This window comes from Streptomyces sp. ASQP_92, from assembly GCF_025399895.1.
GTDB lineage: Bacteria > Actinomycetota > Actinomycetes > Streptomycetales > Streptomycetaceae > Streptomyces.
Map to the genome: position 1 here is coordinate 710213 of NZ_JAODUA010000001.1, position 19600 is coordinate 729812.

Sequence of the window (19600 nt, forward strand, 5' to 3'; positions counted from 1 at the left end):
TCGTCACCTGGCGGCGACGTCGTCCATCAACTCATGCGCGGAAAGGCGCAGTTGGGCCAGAAAGGCGGACGTGGCCGGGGAGTGGCCGAGGCCGCGCGGGGTCGCCGCGTAGACCGCGCGGTGGGGCACGTCCTCGGGATGCACCGTGGCCAGCGTGATGTCGGCGCGTACGGAATCGGCGGCGAGCGCCGGGAGCAGGGTCACCCCGAGGCCCGCCGCGACGAAGCCCTGCTTGGCGATCCAGTCCTGGACGACATACGCGGTACGCGGCCGAAAGCCCGCCTCGGCGGCGGAGCGCAGCAGGGTGTCCTCGGGGCGCGCCGACCCGGCCACCCACTCCTCGTCGGCGAGCTCGGACAGCCTCAACTGCCCTCTGCCCGCGAGCCGATGGCCCTTCGGCAGGGCGACGTACATGGGCTCGTCGAGCAGATGGTGCAGGGTGCAGCCGTCCAGGGCCTGGCCCGCCGTGTCGCTGACCACGGCCACATCGAGGTCCCCGGCCGCCAGCAGCCGCAGGTGCTTGGCGGAAGGGCCTTCCGTGCGGGCCACGCTGACCCCCGGCCGCAGCGCGCGGAACGCGGCGAGGGCGCGGGGGAGCAGCGCCGCGTCGGCCGTCGCGAACGCGCCGATGCGCAGCAGTCCGCCGTCCAGGGTGCGCAGTGCATCGAGTTCCGCGCGGGCCGTCGCGAGCCGGTCGCGCACCGCCTCGGCGTGCGGGAGCAGCACCCGTCCGGCCTCGGTGAGCCGGACGCCCCGGGGCAGCCGGTCGAAAAGCCGCGTCCCCAACTCCGCCTCCAGGGACTGCACTTGGCGCGATATCGCCGACTGGGTGTAGCCGAGGGCGGCGGCGGCCGATGTGAAGGAGCGGTCGGCGGCTACCCGCAGGAAGACCTCGTACAAGCTATGCGTGTGCGGCATGGCGTCCATGCTAGACATTCGCTTGTGGCATGGGTGGAGGTCTCATAGCGTCGAAGCCATGACAACGAAGATCGCTTTTCTCGGACTCGGCGGCATGGGTACGCCGATGGCCACCCGGCTGCTCGACGCCGGCCACCCGCTGACCGTCTGGAACCGCACGGCCGCCCGGTCCCAAGGGCTCGCGGCCCGGGGTGCGGCCGTCGCCGCCACTCCCGGCGACGCGGTCCGCTCGGCCGATGTCGTCATCAGCATGCTCGCGGACCCGGGGGCCGTGGCCGAGGTCGCGGCCGCCGCGGCGCCCCGACTGCGGCCGGGCACCCACTGGATCGAGATGTCGACGATCGGGCCCGACGCCGTGCGGGACCTCGCCGAACGCCTGCCGACGGGCGTGACACTCCTGGACGCGCCCGTGCTCGGCAGCGTCGACAAGGCGGCCACGGGTGAGCTGGGCATCCTGGTGGGGGGCGACGCGGACGGCGTCGAGAAGGTGCTCGGCGTGCTGGGTACCGTGACGCGCTGCGGTCCGCCCGGCTCGGCCGCCGCGCTCAAGCTGGTGGTCAACACGGCCCTCATCGGCGGGGTGGTCGTCGTCGCCGAGGCGCTCGCCCTCGCCGGCCGCCTCGGCGTCCCGGCCGCGACGGCCGAACAGGCCCTGCTGGCAAGCGCGGTGGGCGGCGCCGCGCGGCGGGCCCTGGCGACCGAGGCGGCCTTCCCCACCGCGCTCGCCGCCAAGGACCTCCACCTCGCCACCGCGACGGCGCCCCTCCCGGTGCTCGCCGCGGTCCTCGACCGGCTCGGCGCCCACCCCGACCTCGCGGCACACGACCTCGCCCGCGCCGCGGACCGCATCCGCGCCGGGGGGTGAGCCCGCTAGGCGCCCGGTCGGCTCGCCTTAGCGCGCGGCCACCCGGACGATCGCCCGTATCTGGGCCACGATGTCCAGGCGGTTGCGCACGAACTGGGGGTCCGTCACCGAACCCGTCGCCGGATCGGTGTTGTCGGGGCCGAACTGAAGCACCGGGGTGTGCACATGGCCGCCCGGGATGGTGAGCCCCAGGCGGTCGCGGAGCAGGGTGGCCCGGTAGGCGATCTCGTTGGAGAGGTAGTCGCCGCCGCCGCCGGCCCGCGCGGTCGAGCCGGGCGTCGGCCCGTCGGGGCGGTCCACCGGGTCCGTCGACCCGGCCGGGATCTCGGTGACGTCGGTGTGGTCGTACACCGGGAAGCGGCCGGTCGCGTGCGCCACGATGTCCTGGTACGGGAGTGTCGTGCGGGTCCACTGGGGCTGTGACGCCGGATCGCTCACCGGGACCGGGCCGGTGCTGGAGGCGTTGTCGTTGTCCGGGAAGCCGCCCCGCCAGGCCCCGTTGAACCGCTCCACGTCGATACGGCCGACGCGGCCCTGGCTCACCGTGGTGAAGGCGTCCACCTTCGGCAGCACCGGCGTCAGGGCCCGCTCGACCGCCCCGTCCGCGAAGTCCTGCCAGCGCACCGGGAACGTCATGGTCTCGATCCGCGCGAGCTGCCCGTCGGCGGTCCGGATCCAGGTGCCGTCCAGGGCCAGCGCGGTCGCCCCCGAGGGGTTGCTGATCCGGATGTCGCGGTCGAGTGTGAACGGGTCGAAGCCGGTCAGCAGGATCCGCTTGCAGCCGGCGCCGCCGGGGTAGTCGACGCCGGTCTGTCCGCGCGAGGTCTGTTCCAGACGGTCCAGGAGCGCGGCGCGGTTCTCCTGGGTGAGGGTGAACCGGGGCTGCCAGAGCCGCAGTTCACGGGTGAGGCCGAGCCTGGCCCAGTACAGCGGGCGGTCGTCGTCGCGGCTCAGGTCGCCGCCGGCGGGGCCCCTGCCCTGCACCCGGTCCACCGCGCGCCGCCACAGCCCGCTCCCCTCGCGCTCGACCAGGCGCCGCGCCGCGTCGTAGGAGCGGGCGCCGGCCAGCTCGCGGGCGAACTCCGGGGCCACATCGGCGAATCCGGCGCGCTTCAGAATCTCCTGGGCCGCCGGCTGGTCCAGCCGCTGCTCCTCCACGGTCGCCGGCCCGGCCCCGGCGGCCGCCTGCGCGGGGGCCGGGGCGAGCAGCGTGCAGAACGTCATCGCCGCCAGCGCACAGCCGAGCCGCGCCACCCGTACATGTCGTCGCACCACAGATCCTTCCGTCGAAGTCCGGTGGCGCCCAGTATTCGCAAGGAAGTCCCGTGTGAACAGGGGGACTTATGAGCCGTCCGAGCCGTACAGAAGCGTCATGAAATCGCGGAAGGCGCCGGCCATGTCGACCGCGTCCGGGTCGAGCAGCCACTGGAACTGGAGGCCGTCCATCACCGCCGTGAGCAGCGGCGCGGCCCGCTCGGGGGTGAGGCCGCCGGGCAGCCGGTCGCCGAACTCGGCGCGCAGCACCCCCACCATCTCCCGGCGCACCTGGGCGTAGCGGCCGGTGAAGAAGGGCCGGGCCGGGTGCTCCTCGGTCACCGACTCGCCGAGCAGGGCCGAAAAGGTCTGCACGATGCCGGGCCGCATGGCGTTGTACTCGACGAGGGAGGCGAGGAGTTCCAGGCGCCAGCCGTCGGGGGTGGCCCGCCGGCCCCCCGTGTCCCACTGGTCCCGCTCCTCCAGGACGGCCAGGAGGAGCGCCTCCTTGGTGGGGAAGTAGTGCAGCAGGCCCTGCTGGGTGAGGCCGACCCGCTCGGCCACCGCGCCGAGGGAGGAGCCCCGGTAGCCGCGTTCCGCGATGACCTCCAGGGCGGCCCGCAGAATGTCCGCGCGCCGCTCCTCGCTTCTGGCGCTCCTGGTCCTCGCCATGTCCGCCCCGTTTCCTGCCGTCCGTCGATGTTCCGAGAGGACCGTACGGCATTCGATTATCACGGAAAGATAACTAACCCTACCGCTCTACAGGTAAACCGGTCACGATGGTCTCCTCAGCCGACTTCTACGAGGAGGTACGACCGTGGCCGGAGCACCCGTTTCCACCCCCGACTACAGCGAGGCCGTCGAGGCGGCCCTCGGCAAGCTCGACCTGGAGTCCAAGGCCCGGCTGCTCGCCGGGCAGGACATGTGGTCGCTGCCCGCGCTGCCCGAGATCGGCCTCGGCTCCCTGGTGATGTCCGACGGTCCGATCGGGGTGCGCGGGGTCCGCTGGAGCGCGGACGACCCCTCGATCGCGCTGCCCTCGCCGACCGCGCTCGCCGCCACCTGGGACCCGGACCTTGCCCGGCGGGCCGGCACCCTGCTCGCCCAGGAGGCCCGCCGCAAGGGCGTCCACGTCCTGCTCGCGCCCACCGTCAACCTGCACCGCTCACCGCTCGGCGGCCGCCACTTCGAGTGCTACTCCGAGGACCCCTGCCTCACCGGCGAGATCGGCTCCGGTTACGTCAACGGCGTCCAGAGCGGCGGCGTCGGAACCACCGTCAAGCACTTCGTCGCCAACGACGCCGAGACCGACCGCTTCACCGTCGACAACGTGGTGGCCCCCCGCCCCCTGCGCGAGCTCTACCTCGCCCCCTTCGAGACCATCGTCGAAAACGCCCACCCCTGGGGCATCATGTCCGCCTACAACCAGGTCAACGGCACCACCATGACCGAGCACCGCCACCTCCAGAACGAGGTCCTGCGGGGCGAATGGGGCTTCGACGGGTTCATCGTCTCGGACTGGATGGCCGCCCGCTCCACCGTCGGCGACATCCTCGGCGGCCTCGACGTCGCCATGCCGGGACCCCGCACGGTGTACGGGGACGCGCTCGCCGCCGCCGTCCGCAAGGGCGAGGTGGACGAGTCGGCCGTCGACGACGCCGTGCGCAACGTGCTGCGGCTCGCCGCCCGCGTCGGCATCCTCGACGGCGTCAAGCCGGCCGTCACCGAACTCCCCGCCGCCCTCGACGGCCAGGCCCTCGCCCGCGAGTTGGCCCACCGCTCCTTCGTCCTCGTACGCAACGAAGGCGGCGCCCTGCCCGTCGACGCGGCCCGCGTCGGCACGGTCGCGCTCAGCGGCGCCGCGGCCCGTGACGCCCGGGTGCTCGGCGGTGGCTCCGCGACCGTCTTCCCCGAACACGTCGTCTCCCCGCTCGACGGCCTCACCGCGGCGCTGCCCGCGGGCGCCCTCACCTACACGGTCGGCGCCGACCCGAGTGACGAACTCGCCCCCGCCGACCAGGGGTTCACCCTCCGCGCGGTGTGCCGCGACGCCGCGGGGAACGTCCTGGGCACCGGATCGCTGCCCAGTGGCCAGGTCCAGTGGATCGGCGACGACCTGCCCGCCGGGGTGACCCACCAGGCGCTGCACTCCGTCGAGGTCACCGGCACCTTCATCCCGCGCGAGAGCGGCGAGCACACCTTCGGCACCCGGGGCATCGGCGCGTACACGCTGACCGTCGGCGGGCGCGTCCTGTGGGAGGGCGGCCAGTCGCTGCGGGACGGCGCCGACCCGTTCGAGGCGTTCTTCGGCGCCCCCGCCGAACGCGGCCGCGTCCACCTCACCAAGGGCGAGCCCGTCGAGGTCTCCCTCCTGCACACGACGCCCAAGCCGGCCGACGCCCCGCTGTCGGCCGTGATGTTCTCCCTCACCCACCTCGGCCCGCGGCGCGACGCGGACGAACTGATCGCCGAGGCCGTCGAGGCCGCGCGGGCGGCCGAGCTCGCCGTGGTGGTGGTCGCCACCACCGACCGCGTCGAGTCCGAAGGCTTCGACCGCCGTGATCTGCGCCTGCCCGGACGCCAGGACGACCTCGTCCGCGCGGTCGCCGCCGTCAACCCGCGGACCGTCGTGATCGTCAACTCCGGCTCCCCGGTGGAACTTCCGTGGCGCGAGTCCGTCGCGGCGGTGCTGCTGAGCTGGTTCCCGGGCCAGGAGGGCGGCGCCGCCCTCGCCGACGTACTGCTCGGCCACGCCGAGCCCGGCGGGCGCCTGCCCACCACCTGGCCGGCCGGACTCGCCGACGCCCCCGTCACGGAGGTCCGCCCCACGGACGGCCAACTCCCCTACTCCGAGGGCCTGTTCATCGGATACCGGGCCTACGACCGGGACGGGGTGGCCCCCGCCTACCCCTTCGGGCACGGGCTCGGCTACACCACCTGGGAGTACGAGTCCCTGGAGGTGACGCCCACCCACGCCAAGGTCCGCGTCCGCAACACTGGAGTGCGGGCCGGCCGCGAGACCGTCCAGATCTATCTGGCCCCGGTCGCCGACGCGGTCGAACGTCCCCGGCGCTGGCTCGCCGGGTTCGCCTCCGTTTCGGCGGGAGCGGGCGACGCGGTGGAGGTCGACATCCCGCTGCGCGGGCGGGCGTTCGAGATCTGGGACGAGGCGGAGGGGGTGTGGCGCTTCGTGCCGGGCCAGTACGAGGTGCGGGCGTGCCACTCCCTGGAGGATGTTCGCCTGACGGCGGTGCTGGGGATTTAAGGGGGTTCGGCTCCACCGAGGGGGGTGGCGGGGTGACTCCCGAGACCTTTCGCGCAGTTCCCCGCGCCCCTGAACCCCCTTCGGCGTGCGGGCCGTGCGTTGCTGGTCGCGCAGTTCCCCGCGCCCCTAACCCCTCTCGGCTCTGCGGGCCGTGGTCGCTTTTCGCGCAGTTCCTCGCGCCCCCAGAAACCCGCCTTCGTCCGCGGGGCGTGTGTGGCTGGTCGCGCAGTTCCCCGCGCCCCCAAACCCCGATTCCGTCCGCGGGTCGTGGTCGCTTTTCGCGCAGTTCCTCGCGCCCCCAGAAACCCGCCTTCGTCCGCGGGGCGTGCGTTGCTGGTCGCGCGGTTCCCCGCGCCCCTAACCCCTCTCGATCCTGCGGACCGTGGTCGCTTCTCGCGCAGTTCCCCGCGCCCCTTAGCGGTACTGGTGCTGGCCCGCATCGGGCATTTCAGCCCGTCCGGCGTTTGAGGACGAGCGCCGTTCAGGCGCGAACGGGGTCTGGGGCGGAGCCCCAGGAGGGGCGGAACCATCCAACCCCGGTGCACGGGCGGGTGGGTGGGCGAGGTGCCTGGGGTTTGGGGCGGAGCCCCAGGGGGCCCGGGGCCGTCCAACCCCGCTGCACGGGCGGGTGGGTGGGAAAACGCCCCCCGCGGGGTGGGTCAGCGCGGGGACGTCACGGTGCGGTAGGCGATCTCGGCCAGGCGCGCCTGGCCGTCCCGGCTGGGATGGAACCAGTCCCAGGGGCTGAGCTGCGTACCGCCGAACGCATAGGCGAACACCGCCCCCCCGTCGTACCGGCACCGCCGATCCCGCGCACACACATCCCTGAGCACCTCGTTGTACGCCACGACCCGCTCGTACACCGCCCCCCGCCGCGCCGTCGCCGCCGCCCCCAGATCGTCCGGGTCCACCAGCATCGACTTGCAGATGCCCAGCTTCCAGATCTGCTTGCCCAGCGGGCTGCCCCGCCCCGTCGACCACAGCCGTTTCAGATCGGGCACGCTCGACACGTACACCTGTGAGGTCGGGGACACCGCGCGCAACGTGCGCAGGGACGTCTCGAAGTCCGCGCGGAAGGACGCCACCGGCGTCATGGCCGCCACGTCGTCGCGGCAGGCGTCGTTCGCCCCCGTCATCACCGTGACCAGGCCCGGGTGCTGGGCGGCCGCCCGGTCCATCTGGGCCGGCAGATCGGCCATCCTGGCGCCGGTCTTCGCGTAGTTCCAGCTGTGCGTGGGGGCCGCCGGGCCGAGCAGGCGCGTCGCGAGCGAGTCGACCCCGGCGTCGCTGCCGGTGGCCCAGGACACCTCGGGGCAGTCCGCGAGCACCTGGCAGGCGTCGAAGCCGCGGGTGATCGAGTCACCGATCGCCGCGATCGACGCCGGGCTGCGGTTCCACGCGGGGGAGGGGCTCGGCGACGGCTTCTTGGAGGCGCCCGGGCTCGCCCCCGAGGGGCCCCCGCCGGACCCGCAGCCGGCGGTCAGGGCGAGGGTGGACGCGGCGAGAAGGGCGGCCGCGGCGCGGACGCGACGGCTCCGGCGGCTGTCCTGCATCCCGGGTCCCCCTGCGTGTGTCGGTCGTTGGGCTTTCGCGGGTCCTCGCGAGTGAAAGCTTCGTGTTCTCGGGCGCTCCGACCGACAGTACGACACCCTTGGCACAGCTCCGCGCGGTAGCTTTGGCCCGTCCAGCCAGAGGAACCACGCCAGACGACTCCGGTAAATTACATCACGTCACATACTGTCCCATTTCAGGAGATTCGCTCCCGATGCTGTTTACTGTTGAACCCAGGGGCAGAATGTCAAGTGCTGTCCTGACCGGGAACGGCAGGGGCGCGAGGCCGCTGGGGAAGGCGAACCTCGAACCGCACTGGAGGTCCCGGTGACGACACGTGGAGTTCTCTACGTCCACTCCGCCCCGCGCGCGCTGTGCCCGCACGTCGAATGGGCGGTGGCCGGCGTTCTGGGGGTGCGCGTCCAGCTCGACTGGATCCGCCAGCCCGCCTCGCCCGGCACCTGGAGAGCCGAGTTCTCCTGGCGGGGCGAGCCCGGCACCGCCTCCAAGCTCGCCTCCGCACTGCGCGGCTGGCACCTGCTGCGCTTCGAGGTCACGGCCGAGCCCTGCGCCGGCGCCGAGGGCGAGCGCTACAGCGCCACGCCCGACCTGGGCATCTTTCACGCCGTGACCGGCATCCACGGCGACATCCTGATCCCCGAGGACCGGCTGCGGGCCGCGCTCGCCCGCTCCGCCCAGGGCGAAACCGTCCTGGAGGCCGAGATCGCCAAGCTGCTCGGCAAGCCCTGGGACGACGAACTGGAGCCCTTCCGCTACGCGGGAGAGGGCGCCCCGGTGCGCTGGCTGCACCAGGTCGTCTGAGACACCACCCGCGTATGCGAAAGGGCCCCACCGGATGGTGGGGCCCTTTCAGCCGTCTACGCCGTCTACGGAGCAGCCGTACCGGCCGGCTCAGACCGAGCGGAAGGCGAGCACCACGTTGTGGCCGCCGAAGCCGAACGAGTTGTTGATCGCGGAGATCGAACCCTCGGGCAGCTTGCGCACCTCGCTGCTCACCAGAGCCGGGTCGATCTCGTCGTCGAGCTCCTCGATGTTGATGGTCGGCGGAGCCAGGCGGTGGTACAGCGCGAGAACCGTGGCGACGGTCTCGATGCCGCCCGCGCCGCCGAGGAGGTGGCCGGTCATCGACTTCGTCGCGGAGATCGCGACATGGTCCAGGTCGTCGCCGAGGACCTTGCGCAGCGCCTTGATCTCGGCGATGTCGCCCTGCGGCGTCGAGGTGGCGTGCGCGTTGAGGTGGACCACCTCGGACGGCTTGAGGTCCGTGGAGTCGAGCAGGTTCTGCACCGCGGCGGCGACGCCCCGGCCGGTCGGCTCGGGCTGCGCGATGTGGTGGCTGTCGGCGGACAGGCCCTGGCCGAGCACCTCGCAGTACACCCGGGCTCCGCGCTTGGCGGCGTGCTCGGCGGACTCCAGGACCACCACGCCGGCGCCCTCGCCCAGGACGAAGCCGTCACGGCCCTTGTCGTAGGGGCGCGAGGCGTGCTCGGGGTGGTCGTTGTTCTTGGACATCGCCATCATGTTGGCGAACGCCGCGATGGGCAGCGGGTGGATGGCCGCCTCGGTGCCGCCGGCGACCACGACATCGGCGCGGCCGGTGCGGATCATCTCGACGGCGTACCCGATGGCCTCGGCGCCCGAGGCGCAGGCGGAGACGGGGGTGTGGACGCCAGCCCGGGCGTTCACCTCCAGGCCGACGTTGGCCGAGGGGCCGTTCGGCATCAGCATGGGCACGGTGTGCGGGGAGACGCGGCGTACGCCCTTCTCCTTCAGCACGTCGTACTGGTCGAGCAGGGTGGTGACACCGCCGATGCCCGACGCGATGACCGTGCCGAGCCGCTCGGGCGCGATGCCGGCCTCGTCGCCCGCCGGGGCGGTGAAGCCCGCGTCCGCCCAGGCCTCCTTGGCCGCGATCAGCGCGAACTGCGCCGAGCGGTCCAGCTTGCGGGCCAGCGGGCGGGGCAGCACCTCACCGGGGTCGACCGCGGCCGGGGCCGCGATGCGGACCGGCAGTTCGGCGAAGCGCTCGCCCTCCAGGGGGCGGACACCGGAGCGTCCCGCCAGCAGACCTTCCCAGGTCGAGGCGGTGTCGCCACCCAGCGGTGTGGTTGCGCCGATACCGGTGACGACCACGGTGCGATTGGTCGAGCTCACAGGAAGTTTCTCCACGTGTGTAAGGGACGTGAATCAGCGGCGCCACCGCTGGGTGGCAGCCCGAATTCAGGTCCTGAATCAGGCCTGGTGCTTCAGGATGTAGCCGGCGGCGTCGCCAACGGTCTTCAGGTTCTTGACGTCCTCGTCCGGGATCTTGACGTCGAAGCGCTCTTCGGCGGCGACGACGACCTCGACCATGGACAGCGAGTCGACGTCCAGGTCGTCGGTGAAGGACTTGTCCAGCTGGACGTCCTCGACCGGGATACCAGCGATCTCGTTGACGATCTCGGCGAGACCCTCGAGGATCTCTTCCTGCGTGGCGGCCATGTTGGCGCTCCTTCGGTGTTAATGCTTCGAATTACGGGCTTCCGGAAGATCCGGAGTGCCTAGGGGAGGGTAACGACCGTAGCGGCGTACACGAGACCCGCCCCGAAGCCGATGACGAGCGCGGTGTCGCCGCTCTTCGCCTGTCCGGTCGCCAGGAGCCGCTCCATTGCGAGCGGGATCGAGGCGGCCGAGGTGTTGCCGGTGGTCTCCACGTCACGGGCGACCGTGACATGGTCCGGCAGCTTGAGAGTCTTCACCATCGAGTCGATGATCCGCATGTTGGCCTGGTGCGGAATGAAGACGTCCAGGTCGTCCGGGCTGATTCCGGCCGCGTCCAGCGCCTGCTGGGCGACCTTCGCCATCTCGAACACGGCCCAGCGGAAGACCGCCTGGCCCTCCTGCGTGATCGCGGGGAACTTGCCCGAGCTGTCGTACTCGGTCCACGGCACGGTCTGCTTGATGGTCTCCGACTTGTCGCCCTCCGAACCCCAGATCGTGGGGCCGATGGCCGGCTCGTCCGAGGGTCCCACGACGACCGCGCCCGCGCCGTCGCCGAACAGGAACGCCGTCGCGCGGTCCTGGAGGTCGGTCAGATCGCTGAGCCGCTCCACGCCGATGACCAGGACGTACTTCGCCGAACCCTCGACGATCATGCCCTTGGCCAGGGTCAGACCGTAGCCGAAGCCCGCGCAGCCGGCCGAGATGTCGAAGGCGGCCGCCTTGCCGGTGCCCAGCTTGTCGGCGATCTCGGTGGCCACCGCCGGGGTCTGCTTGAAGTGCGAGACGGTGGAGACGATCACTCCGCCGATCTGGTCGGCCGAGATGCCGGAGTCGGCGATCGCCTTGCCGGAGGCCTCGATGGACATCGCGGCCACGGTCTCCTCGGCGGAGGCCCAGTGCCGGGTGGCGATGCCGGAGCGCGAGCGGATCCACTCGTCGGAGGAGTCGATCGTCTCCAGGATCACCTCATTGGGCACCACGCGCACGGGACGGTAGCCGCCCACGCCCAAGATGCGCGCGTACGGGGCGCCCTGGCTGGGACGGATCTTCGACATGGCTCGGCTCCTTAGGCGGATGCGTGCTCGGCGATGAGCGCGCGAGCCGCGTCGAGGTCGGCGGGGGTCTTCAGGGCGACGGTCTTGACCCCGGGCATCGCGCGCTTGGCGAGCCCGGTCAGGGTGCCGCCCGGGCACAGCTCGACCAGCGCCGTGGCGCCGAGTTCCGTGAAGGTCTCCATGCACAGGTCCCAACGGACCGGATTGGAGACCTGGTTGACCAGGCGGGCCACGATGTCCTGGCCGCTCGCCACGGTCTTGCCGTCCGCGTTGGAGACGTAGGTGAACCGCGGGTCGACCACGGTCAGGGACTCCGCGGCCTCGGCCAGCTCCGCCACGGCCGGCTTCATGTGGTGCGTGTGGAAGGCGCCGGCGACCTTGAGGGCCACCACGCGGCGCACCCCCTCGGGCTTGTCGGCCTCCAGGGCGGCGAGCTGCTCGGCGGTGCCGGCGGCCACGATCTGGCCCGCGCCGTTCACGTTCGCCGGGGTCAGCCCGAGCTTCTCCAGGTGCGGCAGCACGTCGGCGGGCGCGCCGCCGAGCAGCGCGGCCATGCCGGTCGGCGTGATCGCCGCGGCCTGCGCCATGCCGAGCCCGCGCTTGCGGACGAAGCCGAGCGCGGCCTCCTCGGACAGGACGCCCGCGAAGGCGGTGGCGGTGATCTCACCGACGCTGTGCCCGGCCACCGCGCCGGGGGAAACCTCGCCCAGGGCCGAGGCGGACAGCAGACCGGCGGCCACCAGCAGGGGCTGGGCCACGGCGGTGTCGCGGATCGCGTCGGCGTCGGCCTGCGTGCCGTAGTGGACGAGGTCGAGACCGATGGCGTCCGACCACGCGGCGAGCCGGTCGGCGGCGCCGGGAAGGTCGAGCCAAGGAGTCAGGAAGCCGGGCGTCTGAGCGCCTTGGCCGGGAGCGACGAGTACGAGCACTCTCACACTCTCTCTTGTGGACGGCTCCGCACGCCCGTGGGGACAGGGACGAAGAACCGTCGGGGGAATTGTGGGTGTCCGACAAAAGTCTAGGACTGTGAATCTCCGTCGGCCAGACGCCCCAGGATCAGCGCGATCCTCAGCGTGAACGCGGAGCGCACATCGGACGGCGACCACCCGGTGACGTCCGTCACACGTCGGAGCCGGTAGCGAACGGTATTGGGGTGGACGAACAACATCCGGGCCGCGCCCTCAAGGCTGCTCGCCTGCTCCAGATAAACGCTCAAGGTTTCCAGGAGCGCCGAGCCCGCCTCCTCCAGCGGTCTGTAGATCTCCTCCACCAACTGCTCCCGCGCGGCAGGATCGGAGGCGATCGCGCGCTCCGGCAGCAGATCGTCCGCGAGAACCGGCCGGGGAGCGTCCTGCCAGGCCGAACACGCCTTCAGGCCGGCCGCCGCGGCCTGCGCGGACCGGGTTGCCGCCAGCAGGTCCGGCACCACGGGCCCGGCCACCACGGGACCCGCGGCATACGGCCCGATCAGGCCCTTCGCCACCTGGAGGGGGTTGTCGCTGCCGCCCGCGATGACGACCAGGCGGTTGCCGAGCACCCCGGTGAGCACCTGGAGCTTGGTGTGCCGGGCGGCCCGCCGGATCGCCTCCACCGTGAGTTCGCTGTCGCCGTCCGGCGCCGTGCCGAGCACGACGCAGACATGCTCGGGGGAGTTCCAGCCGAGCGCCGCGGCACGGGACACGGCCCCCTCGTCGGCCTCGCCGGACAGCACCGCGTTGACGACCAGGGATTCGAGGCGGGCGTCCCACGCGCCGCGGGCCTCGGCGGCCTGGGCGTACACCTGGGCCGTAGCGAAGGCGATCTCACGGGCGTACACGAGCAGCGCCTCGCGCAGGATGGACTCGTCACCGGGCGCCGCGACCTCCTCGATCGCGGTCTCCATGACCTCGATGGTGGTGCGCACCATCTCGACGGTCTGGCGCAGCGTGATCGCCCGCGTCAGTTCGCGCGGCGCGGTGCCGAAGACGTCGGTCGAGATCGCCTGGGGCGTCTCGGGATGCCGGAACCATTCGGTGAAGGCCGCGATGCCGGCCTGGGCGACCAGACCGATCCAGGAGCGGTTCTCCGGCGGCATCGCCCGGTACCACGGCAGCGTCGCGTCCATGCGGGCGATCGCGTTCGCGGCGAGCCGCCCCGAGGACTGCTCAAGACGCTTCAGGGTCGCGGCATGCGGATGGGCATTCTTCGCGGGGTGTACGGGATCGGGTGCTGGCACGGGGACAAGACTGCCTTATCGGGAACCTCCCCCGCCGGGCCGGGGTGAGGGACGGCGACAAACGGGTGCGGCCGGCGGTGCCGGGTCTACCGTGGTGGGCGTGATTTCAGTCAGGCGCGGCGACGAGCGCTATCCGGGCGGGGACCCGGACGTCGGCATCGAGTCCCTGCACGCCTTCTCCTTCGGCCGGTTCTACGACCCCGACAACCTCCGCTTCGGTCCGGTCCTCGCCTGCAACGAGGAGCGGCTCGCGCCCGGCGCCGGCTTCGACGAGCACCCGCACAGCCACACCGAGATCGTGACGTGGGTGATCGAGGGCGAGCTCACCCACCGCGACTCGGCGGGCCACGCCACGGTGGTGCGCCCCGGCGATGTGCAGTGCCTCAGCTCCGCGGGCGGCGTACGGCACGAGGAGCGCAACGAGGGCACCGCCCCGCTGGTCTTCCTCCAGTTGTGGCTGGCCCCGAAGAAGCCCGGCGGCACCCCCGCCTACGACATCGTGCGCGGCATCGCGGACTCCACGCCCTACGCGGTGCTCGCCGCGGGCGCCCTGCTGCACGTGCGGCGCCTGGCGTCCGGCGAGCGCACCGCCGTGCCGGACGCGCCGGGGGTGTACGTCCATGTCGTACGCGGCCGGGTGGGCCTGGCCCAAGAAGCGCTCGGGCCCGGCGACTCGGCACGGATCACCGGGGCCGCCGGCCTGGAACTGACCGCGTCCGAGGCCGCCGAGGTGCTGCTGTGGGAGATCGGCGCCATGTGAGGCGGGCGTGGGGAGCGCGGCCCGCGCGACGGCGGCTCCGGGGGCTCAGCGCCGGGTGAACTCGGCGAGTACCGCGTCGGTGAAGGCCGGCCACGCCTCGGCCGCCCAGGGGCCGAACGCCCGGTCCGTCAGGGCGACACAGGCCAGGCCCGCGTCCGGGTCGACCCACAGGAACGTACCGGACTGGCCGAAGTGGCCGAAGGTGCGGGGCGAGGACGAACTGCCCGTCCAGTGCGGGGACTTGGCGCCCCGGATCTCGAAGCCCAGGCCCCAGTCGTTGGGGTTCTGGTGGCCGTAGCCGGGCAGCACGCCCTTGAGGCCGGGGTACTGCACATGCGTCGCCTCGGCGGCCGTGGCGGGGTGGATCAGCTGGGGCGCCTGGAGCTCCGCGGCGAAGCGCGCGAGGTCCTCGACGGTCGAGACGCCGTCCTTGGCGGGGGAGCCTTCGAGGGTGCTGGAGGCCATGCCCAGCGGCTCGAACACGGCCTGGCGCACATAGTCGGCGAAGGGGATGCCGGACTGCTTGGCGATGTGGTCGCCGAGGACCTCGAACCCGGCGTTGGAGTACAGCCTCCGGTCGCCGGGCTGCGCCATCGCGCGGTGCTCGTCGAAGGCGAGCCCCGAGGTGTGCGCCAGCAGATGGCGGACGGTGACGCCGGGGGGACCGGCCGGCTCGTCGAGCTCCACCGCCCCCTCCTCGTAGGCGACGAGGGCCGCGTACGCGGCGAGCGGCTTGCTGACGGAGGCCAGCGGGAACCGGTGGGACAGCGGCCCGTAGGTGCCGGCAAGCGTTCCGTCGGCCCGCACCACGGCCGCGGCGGCGGTCGGTACGGGCCAGGTCTCGATGATCCGCAGGCTCTCCATGCGTATGAGCCTAATAGGCCGGAAGCCGTGGCCGGTCCGGGCCCGGGGGGAGCGGTACGGCCCGGGGCGAGCGGCCCGCGCGGCGCGACGGCCCGCCACGACACGGGAAAGGTCACGGACACGGGAAAGGTCACGTCCTACGCTTGCTTGGAGTGCACTCCAAGGTCCTAGCGTGGAGGTCATGACGGTGATCGACAGCACGACGGTGGCGGTGGCGCGGGTCCAGCAGGACCTCTGTTCCACGGAGCCGCCCCATCCACGCCCCGACGGCCAGGACCGATACACGATCAGCGAGGTCGTGGCGTGCACCGGACTCACCGCGCACACCCTCCGCTGGTACGAGCGGATCGGCCTCATGCCGCACGTGGACCGCTCGCACACCGGCCAGCGCCGGTTCACCAACAAGGATTTGGACTGGCTGTCCTTCGTCGGCAAGCTCCGGCTGACCGGGATGCCGGTCGCCGACATGGTCCGCTACGCCGAACTCGTCCGCGAGGGGCAGCACACCTTCGAGGCGCGCCAGGAACTCCTGGAGCAGACCCGGCGCGACGTCATAACGCGCATGGCGGAGCTCCAGGACACCCTCGCCGTACTCGACTACAAGATCGACTTTTATGCGGACGCCCGCAAGGCGTCGGAAAGGGCCTGAACGCCCATGAGCACCAACCCCGTTGAGAAGATCAGCACCGTCCGCCTCGGCACCGAGGGCCCGATGATCGGCGTCCAGGGATTCGGCGCCATGGGCATCAGCGAGTTCTACGGCGACACCGACGAGAGCGCCGCCCGCGACACCCTTGAGGCGACCGTCGAGGCGGGCGTCACCCTCATCGACACCGCCGACATCTACGGCTCCGGGGCCAACGAGGAGTTCCTCGCCCCGTTCCTCGCCGCCCACCGCGACGAGGTGACCCTGGCCACCAAGTTCGCCATCGAGCGCCGCGCCGACGATCCCGCCTACCGGGGCATCAACAACAGCCCCGCCTACATCAAGAAGGCCGTCGAGGCGAGCCTGCGCCGTCTGGGCATCGAGACCATCGACCTCTACTACATGCACCGCCGCAACCCCGAGGTGCCGCTGGCGGAGTCCGTCGGCGCGATGGCCGAACTGGTCACCGAGGGCAAGGTCAAGTACCTGGGCCTGAGCGAGGTCACCGGAGCCGAGCTGCGCGAGGCGCACGCGGTGCACCCGATCACCGCCCTCCAGTCGGAGTGGTCGGTCTTCAGCCGCGACGTCGAGCGCAGCGCCGTGCCGGCCGCCGCCGAACTCGGTGTCACTTTCGTGCCGTACTCGCCGCTCGGCCGGGGCTTCCTCACCGGTGCCTTCGCCGACGCGGGCAAGGAGCTGAGCAAGGGCGACTTCCGCCAGTTCCAGCCCCGTTTCACCGGCGACAACGCCGCGGCCAACGCCGCCCTGCTCGAACCCCTGCACAAGATCGCGGCGGCGCACGGCGCGACGACCGCCCAGATCGCCCTCGCCTGGGTGCAGCAGCGGGCCCAGGTGCACGGCCTGACGGTGGTGCCGATCCCCGGCACCCGCAAGCGCAGCCGCCTCCTGGAGAACACCGGCGCGACCCGCATCACGCTGAGCGCCGAGGAGCTGGCCCTGCTCGAACCCATCGCGGGGCGGGTCGCGGGCGACCGCTACCCCGACATGTCCTCGACTTCGGCGGCCCGCGAGCAGTAGTTCCCTCCGTAGCTCCCCCACGTGGTTCCCTCTGCGGCACCTCGCGTGACGGCCGGGACCCCCGGGAACCAGCACGTCACGCGAGCCCCAGCACGTCACGCGAGCCCCAGCGCGAACACCGCGAAGCCCGCCGCGAGCAGCCCCGCCGCTGCCCGGCGGGCCTTCGTCGCCTTCGTCCAGGGCGCCTCGAAGCCCCGCGCGTACCGGGCGATCAGGACCAGCAGTACCGCGAACACCGGCATCCAGGCGAGCCGTTCACCGATCCAGGCCCAGGTGTGGGGCGCGGTGGTGAGGCCCGGCACCCGCCCGGCGAGGGAGGCCGGGACGGCGGCCGCGAGCATGGCCGTCTGGTGCCAGCACAGGATGGTCATCGCGCAGAGATTGACGACCACGACGGGCGCCCACAGCGCGGGCCGCCGCAGCCACCGGGCGATCCGGTCGCGCAGCAGGATCGCGACGCCCGACTGGGCCGCGGCGAGCGCGAGCACCAGCAGCGACGGCGGATGGGAGTTGGTACGGGCCTGGCCGGGCACCCCGACCATGGACGCCGGGTAGTGGAAGAGCACGAGCAGCGCCGCGAACAGCACCGCCCCGCCGCCGAGCAGGAGCCACGCACCCCGGCGTCCGATCCTCTTCTCGCCCCAGCCGACGCCGAGTTGATAGGCGAACATCCAGCCGGGCAGGATGTTGATCAGCGAGAGCCAGGACGGCATGGCGTCGGCGTAGGGGCCGTAGCGCAGGACGTCGACGACGGTGACCGAACCGAGCAGCGGCGCGGCGGCCCACCCGCCGAGCCGGCGGGCGGCGCGCACGCAGTACGGGGTGAGCGCGGTGACGACGGCGTACACCCCCACGAACCACAGCGGCTGGATGACGAGGGTGGAGCCGGTCCGCAGGGTGTCGTGGGGCACTCCGAGGGTGTGGAGCACGGGGATCATCGCGGCCCAGACGGCGGTGACTCCGAGCACCGGCCGCCCCAGCCGGGCGATCCGTCCCCGCAGCCACTGCCCGGTGGATCCCTTCCTGCGGTGGAAGGACAGCACCGAGGCGTAGCCGCCGACCAGGAAGAAGATCCCCAGCATCTGAAGGATCCAACTGGCCGGCGCGAGCCCGGCGAAGGCCGACAGCGGGCTGGCGTTGTGCAGCGCGCCGGAGTCGTCACGGGTGAACCCGCCGAGCAGCCAGTGCCCGGTCGGCACGGCGAGCAGCGCGAGGGCGCGCAGTCCGTCGATCGCGCGGTCGCGGTCGACGGGGGTGCGGCGCTCGATGTCCGCGACGGTCCTGGCGAGGGCGCGGCGCGCGCGGTGCGGGGGGCGCGTGGTGCCGGCCGAAGCGCTCGTCGGCGGTGTACGCGAGAAGGTACTCATCGGACATCTCCCAGGGCGATGGCGGCGAAGGCGTTGAGGGACTCGGTGCCGGGGGCGAAGTAGCCGGTGTGGCCCTTGGCGTCGGCGGCGGGGACGCGGCGGGCCCCGAAGGCCGGGTCGGTCGGGTCGGTGCCGTGGCCGAGCCCCGCGAACTCGATGTGCGGCACGTCGTCGATCCAGTCCGAGGGGTCCTTGGCGGCCCACACCCGGGCCTCGGTGCCCAGGTCGGCGACGGTGTCGGCGCGCATGCCGGGGGAGCCGAGCACGACGATGTCCGAGGCGTCGGTACGGTGTGCGGCGAGCCCGCAGACCACCGAGCCGTAGCTGTGGCAGAACAGCACGGGGTCCGGGGCGCCGACGGCGTCGAGCCCCTCGGTGAGCCGGGCGAGCCGTCCGGCCCCCGCCTCGGCGAGCCTGCCGGACGCGGCGTCGACCCCCACCCCGACCGGGGTGGTGTACCCGGCCCAGGCGATCACGGCGGTCGCGCCGTGGTCGGCGTCCCGCAGGGCGGTCGCCATTCCGGCGGGGGTTCCGTAGGGGTCTTTCGCGCGGTCGAAGGTGCGGGCGTCGATGTCGGAGCCGGGGACGATGACGGAGACATGGGCGGCTCCCTCCAACTCTCCGTATACCTGGGCGACTTGGCCCCGGCCGCGCGGGTCGAAGGCGAGGATCTGACGATCGGGGGCGGCGAGCCGGGTGTAACGGGGGTCGTGGGTGGCGGCGATGGCCCGCCGGTTCGCCTCGTAGCGCAGCGCTACGGGTGCGCCGTCCAGGTTCCCCACGACCTGGGGGTGCCGGCGGGCCAGCGCCTGCCGCTGCGGCTCGCTCAACTCGCCGAAGAACGCGGCGACTTCGCGGGGGCTCGCGCTCGCCGGGTCGGGCAGGGGGTGCCCGGTCGTCGTGTCGGCGCGCCAGGCGGCGGTGCCGGGGGGCGGGCCGGTCACCGCCTCCTGCGCGTCGGCCGCGGCCCACCCCGCGGTCCCCGCGACGGCCACGCCCACGAGTGCCGCGGCCACGAGCGCCCTCCCCAACCCACGCATGCGCCGACTCCCTTTCCTCGTCCGTTCCTTGACGAGGGGGAAGGTAGGTGGGGGGTGGGGGGGCTCGGCGTCACACCGGGGGGTTGGGTGGGGGGTGCTACCGGGGTAGGGGGTGTCCGGGGGGATATCCCCACCCCGCCCCTCCCCGAGACCCTCCGGGGGTGTGGGGGGTGACCGCTTTTTGCGCAGTTCCCCGCGCCCCTCAATGCCCTTCGGTCTGCGGGCCGTGCTGGCTTGTCGCGCCGTTCCCCGCGCCCCTA

18 protein-coding genes are annotated in these 19600 nt (G+C 72.6%); 6 read left to right on the plus strand and 12 right to left on the minus strand.

Annotation, left to right across the window (positions count from 1 at the left end):
• Nucleotides 1–3 precede the first annotated feature (3 nt).
• Entirely contained in the window at nucleotides 4–927 is a 924-nt protein-coding gene (locus N4G70_RS03070) for a LysR family transcriptional regulator (protein ID WP_261711356.1), read from the minus strand.
• A gap of 49 nt (nucleotides 928–976) precedes the next feature.
• Between N4G70_RS03070 and N4G70_RS03075 the strand changes: the two genes are divergently transcribed.
• Complete coding sequence (locus N4G70_RS03075; protein ID WP_261710789.1) at nucleotides 977–1783, plus strand: NAD(P)-dependent oxidoreductase; 807 nt, start codon at nucleotides 977–979, stop codon at nucleotides 1781–1783.
• A gap of 27 nt (nucleotides 1784–1810) precedes the next feature.
• Here N4G70_RS03075 and N4G70_RS03080 read toward each other — a convergent pair whose 3' ends face one another.
• The gene (locus N4G70_RS03080; protein WP_261711357.1) at nucleotides 1811–3007 is read right to left on the minus strand and encodes a pyroglutamyl peptidase; all 1197 of its coding nucleotides are present in this window, start codon (nucleotides 3005–3007) and stop codon (nucleotides 1811–1813) included.
• Between the two features lie 117 nt (nucleotides 3008–3124).
• Nucleotides 3125–3709: a TetR/AcrR family transcriptional regulator gene (locus N4G70_RS03085; RefSeq protein ID WP_261710790.1), complete on the minus strand. Its 585-nt coding sequence runs from the start codon at nucleotides 3707–3709 to the stop codon at nucleotides 3125–3127.
• Nucleotides 3710–3854: 145 nt separating this feature from the next.
• Between N4G70_RS03085 and N4G70_RS03090 the strand changes: the two genes are divergently transcribed.
• Complete coding sequence (locus N4G70_RS03090; RefSeq protein ID WP_261710791.1) at nucleotides 3855–6302, plus strand: glycoside hydrolase family 3 protein; 2448 nt, start codon at nucleotides 3855–3857, stop codon at nucleotides 6300–6302.
• Between the two features lie 659 nt (nucleotides 6303–6961).
• On the opposite strand, the gene N4G70_RS03095 is transcribed toward N4G70_RS03090, so the two are convergent.
• On the minus strand, nucleotides 6962–7855 hold the full coding sequence (locus tag N4G70_RS03095) for an SGNH/GDSL hydrolase family protein (protein WP_261710792.1): 894 nt from the start codon (nucleotides 7853–7855) through the stop codon (nucleotides 6962–6964).
• A 325-nt stretch (nucleotides 7856–8180) separates the two neighbouring features.
• Here N4G70_RS03095 and N4G70_RS03100 point away from each other — a divergent pair, with 325 nt between their 5' ends.
• The gene (locus tag N4G70_RS03100) at nucleotides 8181–8675 is read left to right on the plus strand and encodes a DUF3145 domain-containing protein (protein ID WP_261710793.1); all 495 of its coding nucleotides are present in this window, start codon (nucleotides 8181–8183) and stop codon (nucleotides 8673–8675) included.
• 90 nt (nucleotides 8676–8765) lie between these two features.
• On the opposite strand, the gene N4G70_RS03105 is transcribed toward N4G70_RS03100, so the two are convergent.
• The 5 genes from N4G70_RS03105 to N4G70_RS03125 all read right to left on the minus strand — a co-directional run bounded on the left by N4G70_RS03105 (nucleotide 8766) and on the right by N4G70_RS03125 (nucleotide 13625).
• Entirely contained in the window at nucleotides 8766–10028 is a 1263-nt protein-coding gene (locus N4G70_RS03105) for a beta-ketoacyl synthase (RefSeq protein WP_261710794.1), read from the minus strand.
• Nucleotides 10029–10106: 78 nt separating this feature from the next.
• Nucleotides 10107–10355: an acyl carrier protein gene (locus N4G70_RS03110; protein ID WP_120723685.1), complete on the minus strand. Its 249-nt coding sequence runs from the start codon at nucleotides 10353–10355 to the stop codon at nucleotides 10107–10109.
• A 59-nt stretch (nucleotides 10356–10414) separates the two neighbouring features.
• Nucleotides 10415–11410, minus strand: coding sequence for a ketoacyl-ACP synthase III (locus N4G70_RS03115; RefSeq protein WP_261710795.1), 996 nt, complete (start codon nucleotides 11408–11410; stop codon nucleotides 10415–10417).
• An 11-nt stretch (nucleotides 11411–11421) separates the two neighbouring features.
• Nucleotides 11422–12339: an ACP S-malonyltransferase gene (locus tag N4G70_RS03120; protein WP_261710796.1), complete on the minus strand. Its 918-nt coding sequence runs from the start codon at nucleotides 12337–12339 to the stop codon at nucleotides 11422–11424.
• Between the two features lie 89 nt (nucleotides 12340–12428).
• Nucleotides 12429–13625: a CdaR family transcriptional regulator gene (locus N4G70_RS03125; RefSeq protein ID WP_261710797.1), complete on the minus strand. Its 1197-nt coding sequence runs from the start codon at nucleotides 13623–13625 to the stop codon at nucleotides 12429–12431.
• Nucleotides 13626–13725: 100 nt separating this feature from the next.
• Between N4G70_RS03125 and N4G70_RS03130 the strand changes: the two genes are divergently transcribed.
• A complete protein-coding gene (locus tag N4G70_RS03130; protein ID WP_261710798.1) occupies nucleotides 13726–14385 on the plus strand; it encodes a pirin family protein in 660 nt (219 codons plus the stop codon).
• Between the two features lie 45 nt (nucleotides 14386–14430).
• Here N4G70_RS03130 and N4G70_RS03135 read toward each other — a convergent pair whose 3' ends face one another.
• The gene (locus N4G70_RS03135; protein WP_388720936.1) at nucleotides 14431–15249 is read right to left on the minus strand and encodes a serine hydrolase domain-containing protein; all 819 of its coding nucleotides are present in this window, start codon (nucleotides 15247–15249) and stop codon (nucleotides 14431–14433) included.
• A gap of 181 nt (nucleotides 15250–15430) precedes the next feature.
• Between N4G70_RS03135 and N4G70_RS03140 the strand changes: the two genes are divergently transcribed.
• Together N4G70_RS03140 and N4G70_RS03145 are read left to right on the plus strand one after the other, a co-directional pair.
• Complete coding sequence (locus N4G70_RS03140; RefSeq protein ID WP_261710799.1) at nucleotides 15431–15898, plus strand: MerR family transcriptional regulator; 468 nt, start codon at nucleotides 15431–15433, stop codon at nucleotides 15896–15898.
• A gap of 6 nt (nucleotides 15899–15904) precedes the next feature.
• On the plus strand, nucleotides 15905–16933 hold the full coding sequence (locus tag N4G70_RS03145) for an aldo/keto reductase (RefSeq protein ID WP_261710800.1): 1029 nt from the start codon (nucleotides 15905–15907) through the stop codon (nucleotides 16931–16933).
• A 95-nt stretch (nucleotides 16934–17028) separates the two neighbouring features.
• Here N4G70_RS03145 and N4G70_RS03150 read toward each other — a convergent pair whose 3' ends face one another.
• Both N4G70_RS03150 and N4G70_RS03155 read right to left on the minus strand, forming a co-directional pair.
• Nucleotides 17029–18300 carry an acyltransferase gene (locus tag N4G70_RS03150; RefSeq protein ID WP_261710801.1) on the minus strand — a complete coding sequence of 424 codons (1272 nt, stop codon included), beginning with the start codon at nucleotides 18298–18300 and terminating at the stop codon, nucleotides 17029–17031.
• A complete protein-coding gene (locus N4G70_RS03155; RefSeq protein WP_261710802.1) occupies nucleotides 18297–19340 on the minus strand; it encodes an alpha/beta hydrolase family protein in 1044 nt (347 codons plus the stop codon). Before N4G70_RS03155 ends, N4G70_RS03150 begins: the two co-directional genes overlap by 4 nt.
• Between the last annotated feature and the right edge of the window lie 260 nt (nucleotides 19341–19600).

Coding starts and splice junctions, on each gene's coding strand:
- N4G70_RS03070 (WP_261711356.1), bottom strand. CDS start 927: ATGGACGCCATGCCGCACACGCATAGCTTGTACGAGGTCTTCCTGCGG.
- N4G70_RS03150 (WP_261710801.1), bottom strand. CDS start 18,300: ATGAGTACCTTCTCGCGTACACCGCCGACGAGCGCTTCGGCCGGCACC.
- N4G70_RS03115 (WP_261710795.1), bottom strand. CDS start 11,410: ATGTCGAAGATCCGTCCCAGCCAGGGCGCCCCGTACGCGCGCATCTTG.
- N4G70_RS03145 (WP_261710800.1), top strand. CDS start 15,905: ATGAGCACCAACCCCGTTGAGAAGATCAGCACCGTCCGCCTCGGCACC.
- N4G70_RS03095 (WP_261710792.1), bottom strand. CDS start 7,855: ATGCAGGACAGCCGCCGGAGCCGTCGCGTCCGCGCCGCGGCCGCCCTT.
- N4G70_RS03085 (WP_261710790.1), bottom strand. CDS start 3,709: ATGGCGAGGACCAGGAGCGCCAGAAGCGAGGAGCGGCGCGCGGACATT.
- N4G70_RS03080 (WP_261711357.1), bottom strand. CDS start 3,007: ATGACGTTCTGCACGCTGCTCGCCCCGGCCCCCGCGCAGGCGGCCGCC.
- N4G70_RS03075 (WP_261710789.1), top strand. CDS start 977: ATGACAACGAAGATCGCTTTTCTCGGACTCGGCGGCATGGGTACGCCG.
- N4G70_RS03110 (WP_120723685.1), bottom strand. CDS start 10,355: ATGGCCGCCACGCAGGAAGAGATCCTCGAGGGTCTCGCCGAGATCGTC.
- N4G70_RS03140 (WP_261710799.1), top strand. CDS start 15,431: ATGACGGTGATCGACAGCACGACGGTGGCGGTGGCGCGGGTCCAGCAG.
- N4G70_RS03135 (WP_388720936.1), bottom strand. CDS start 15,249: ATGGAGAGCCTGCGGATCATCGAGACCTGGCCCGTACCGACCGCCGCC.
- N4G70_RS03155 (WP_261710802.1), bottom strand. CDS start 19,340: ATGCGTGGGTTGGGGAGGGCGCTCGTGGCCGCGGCACTCGTGGGCGTG.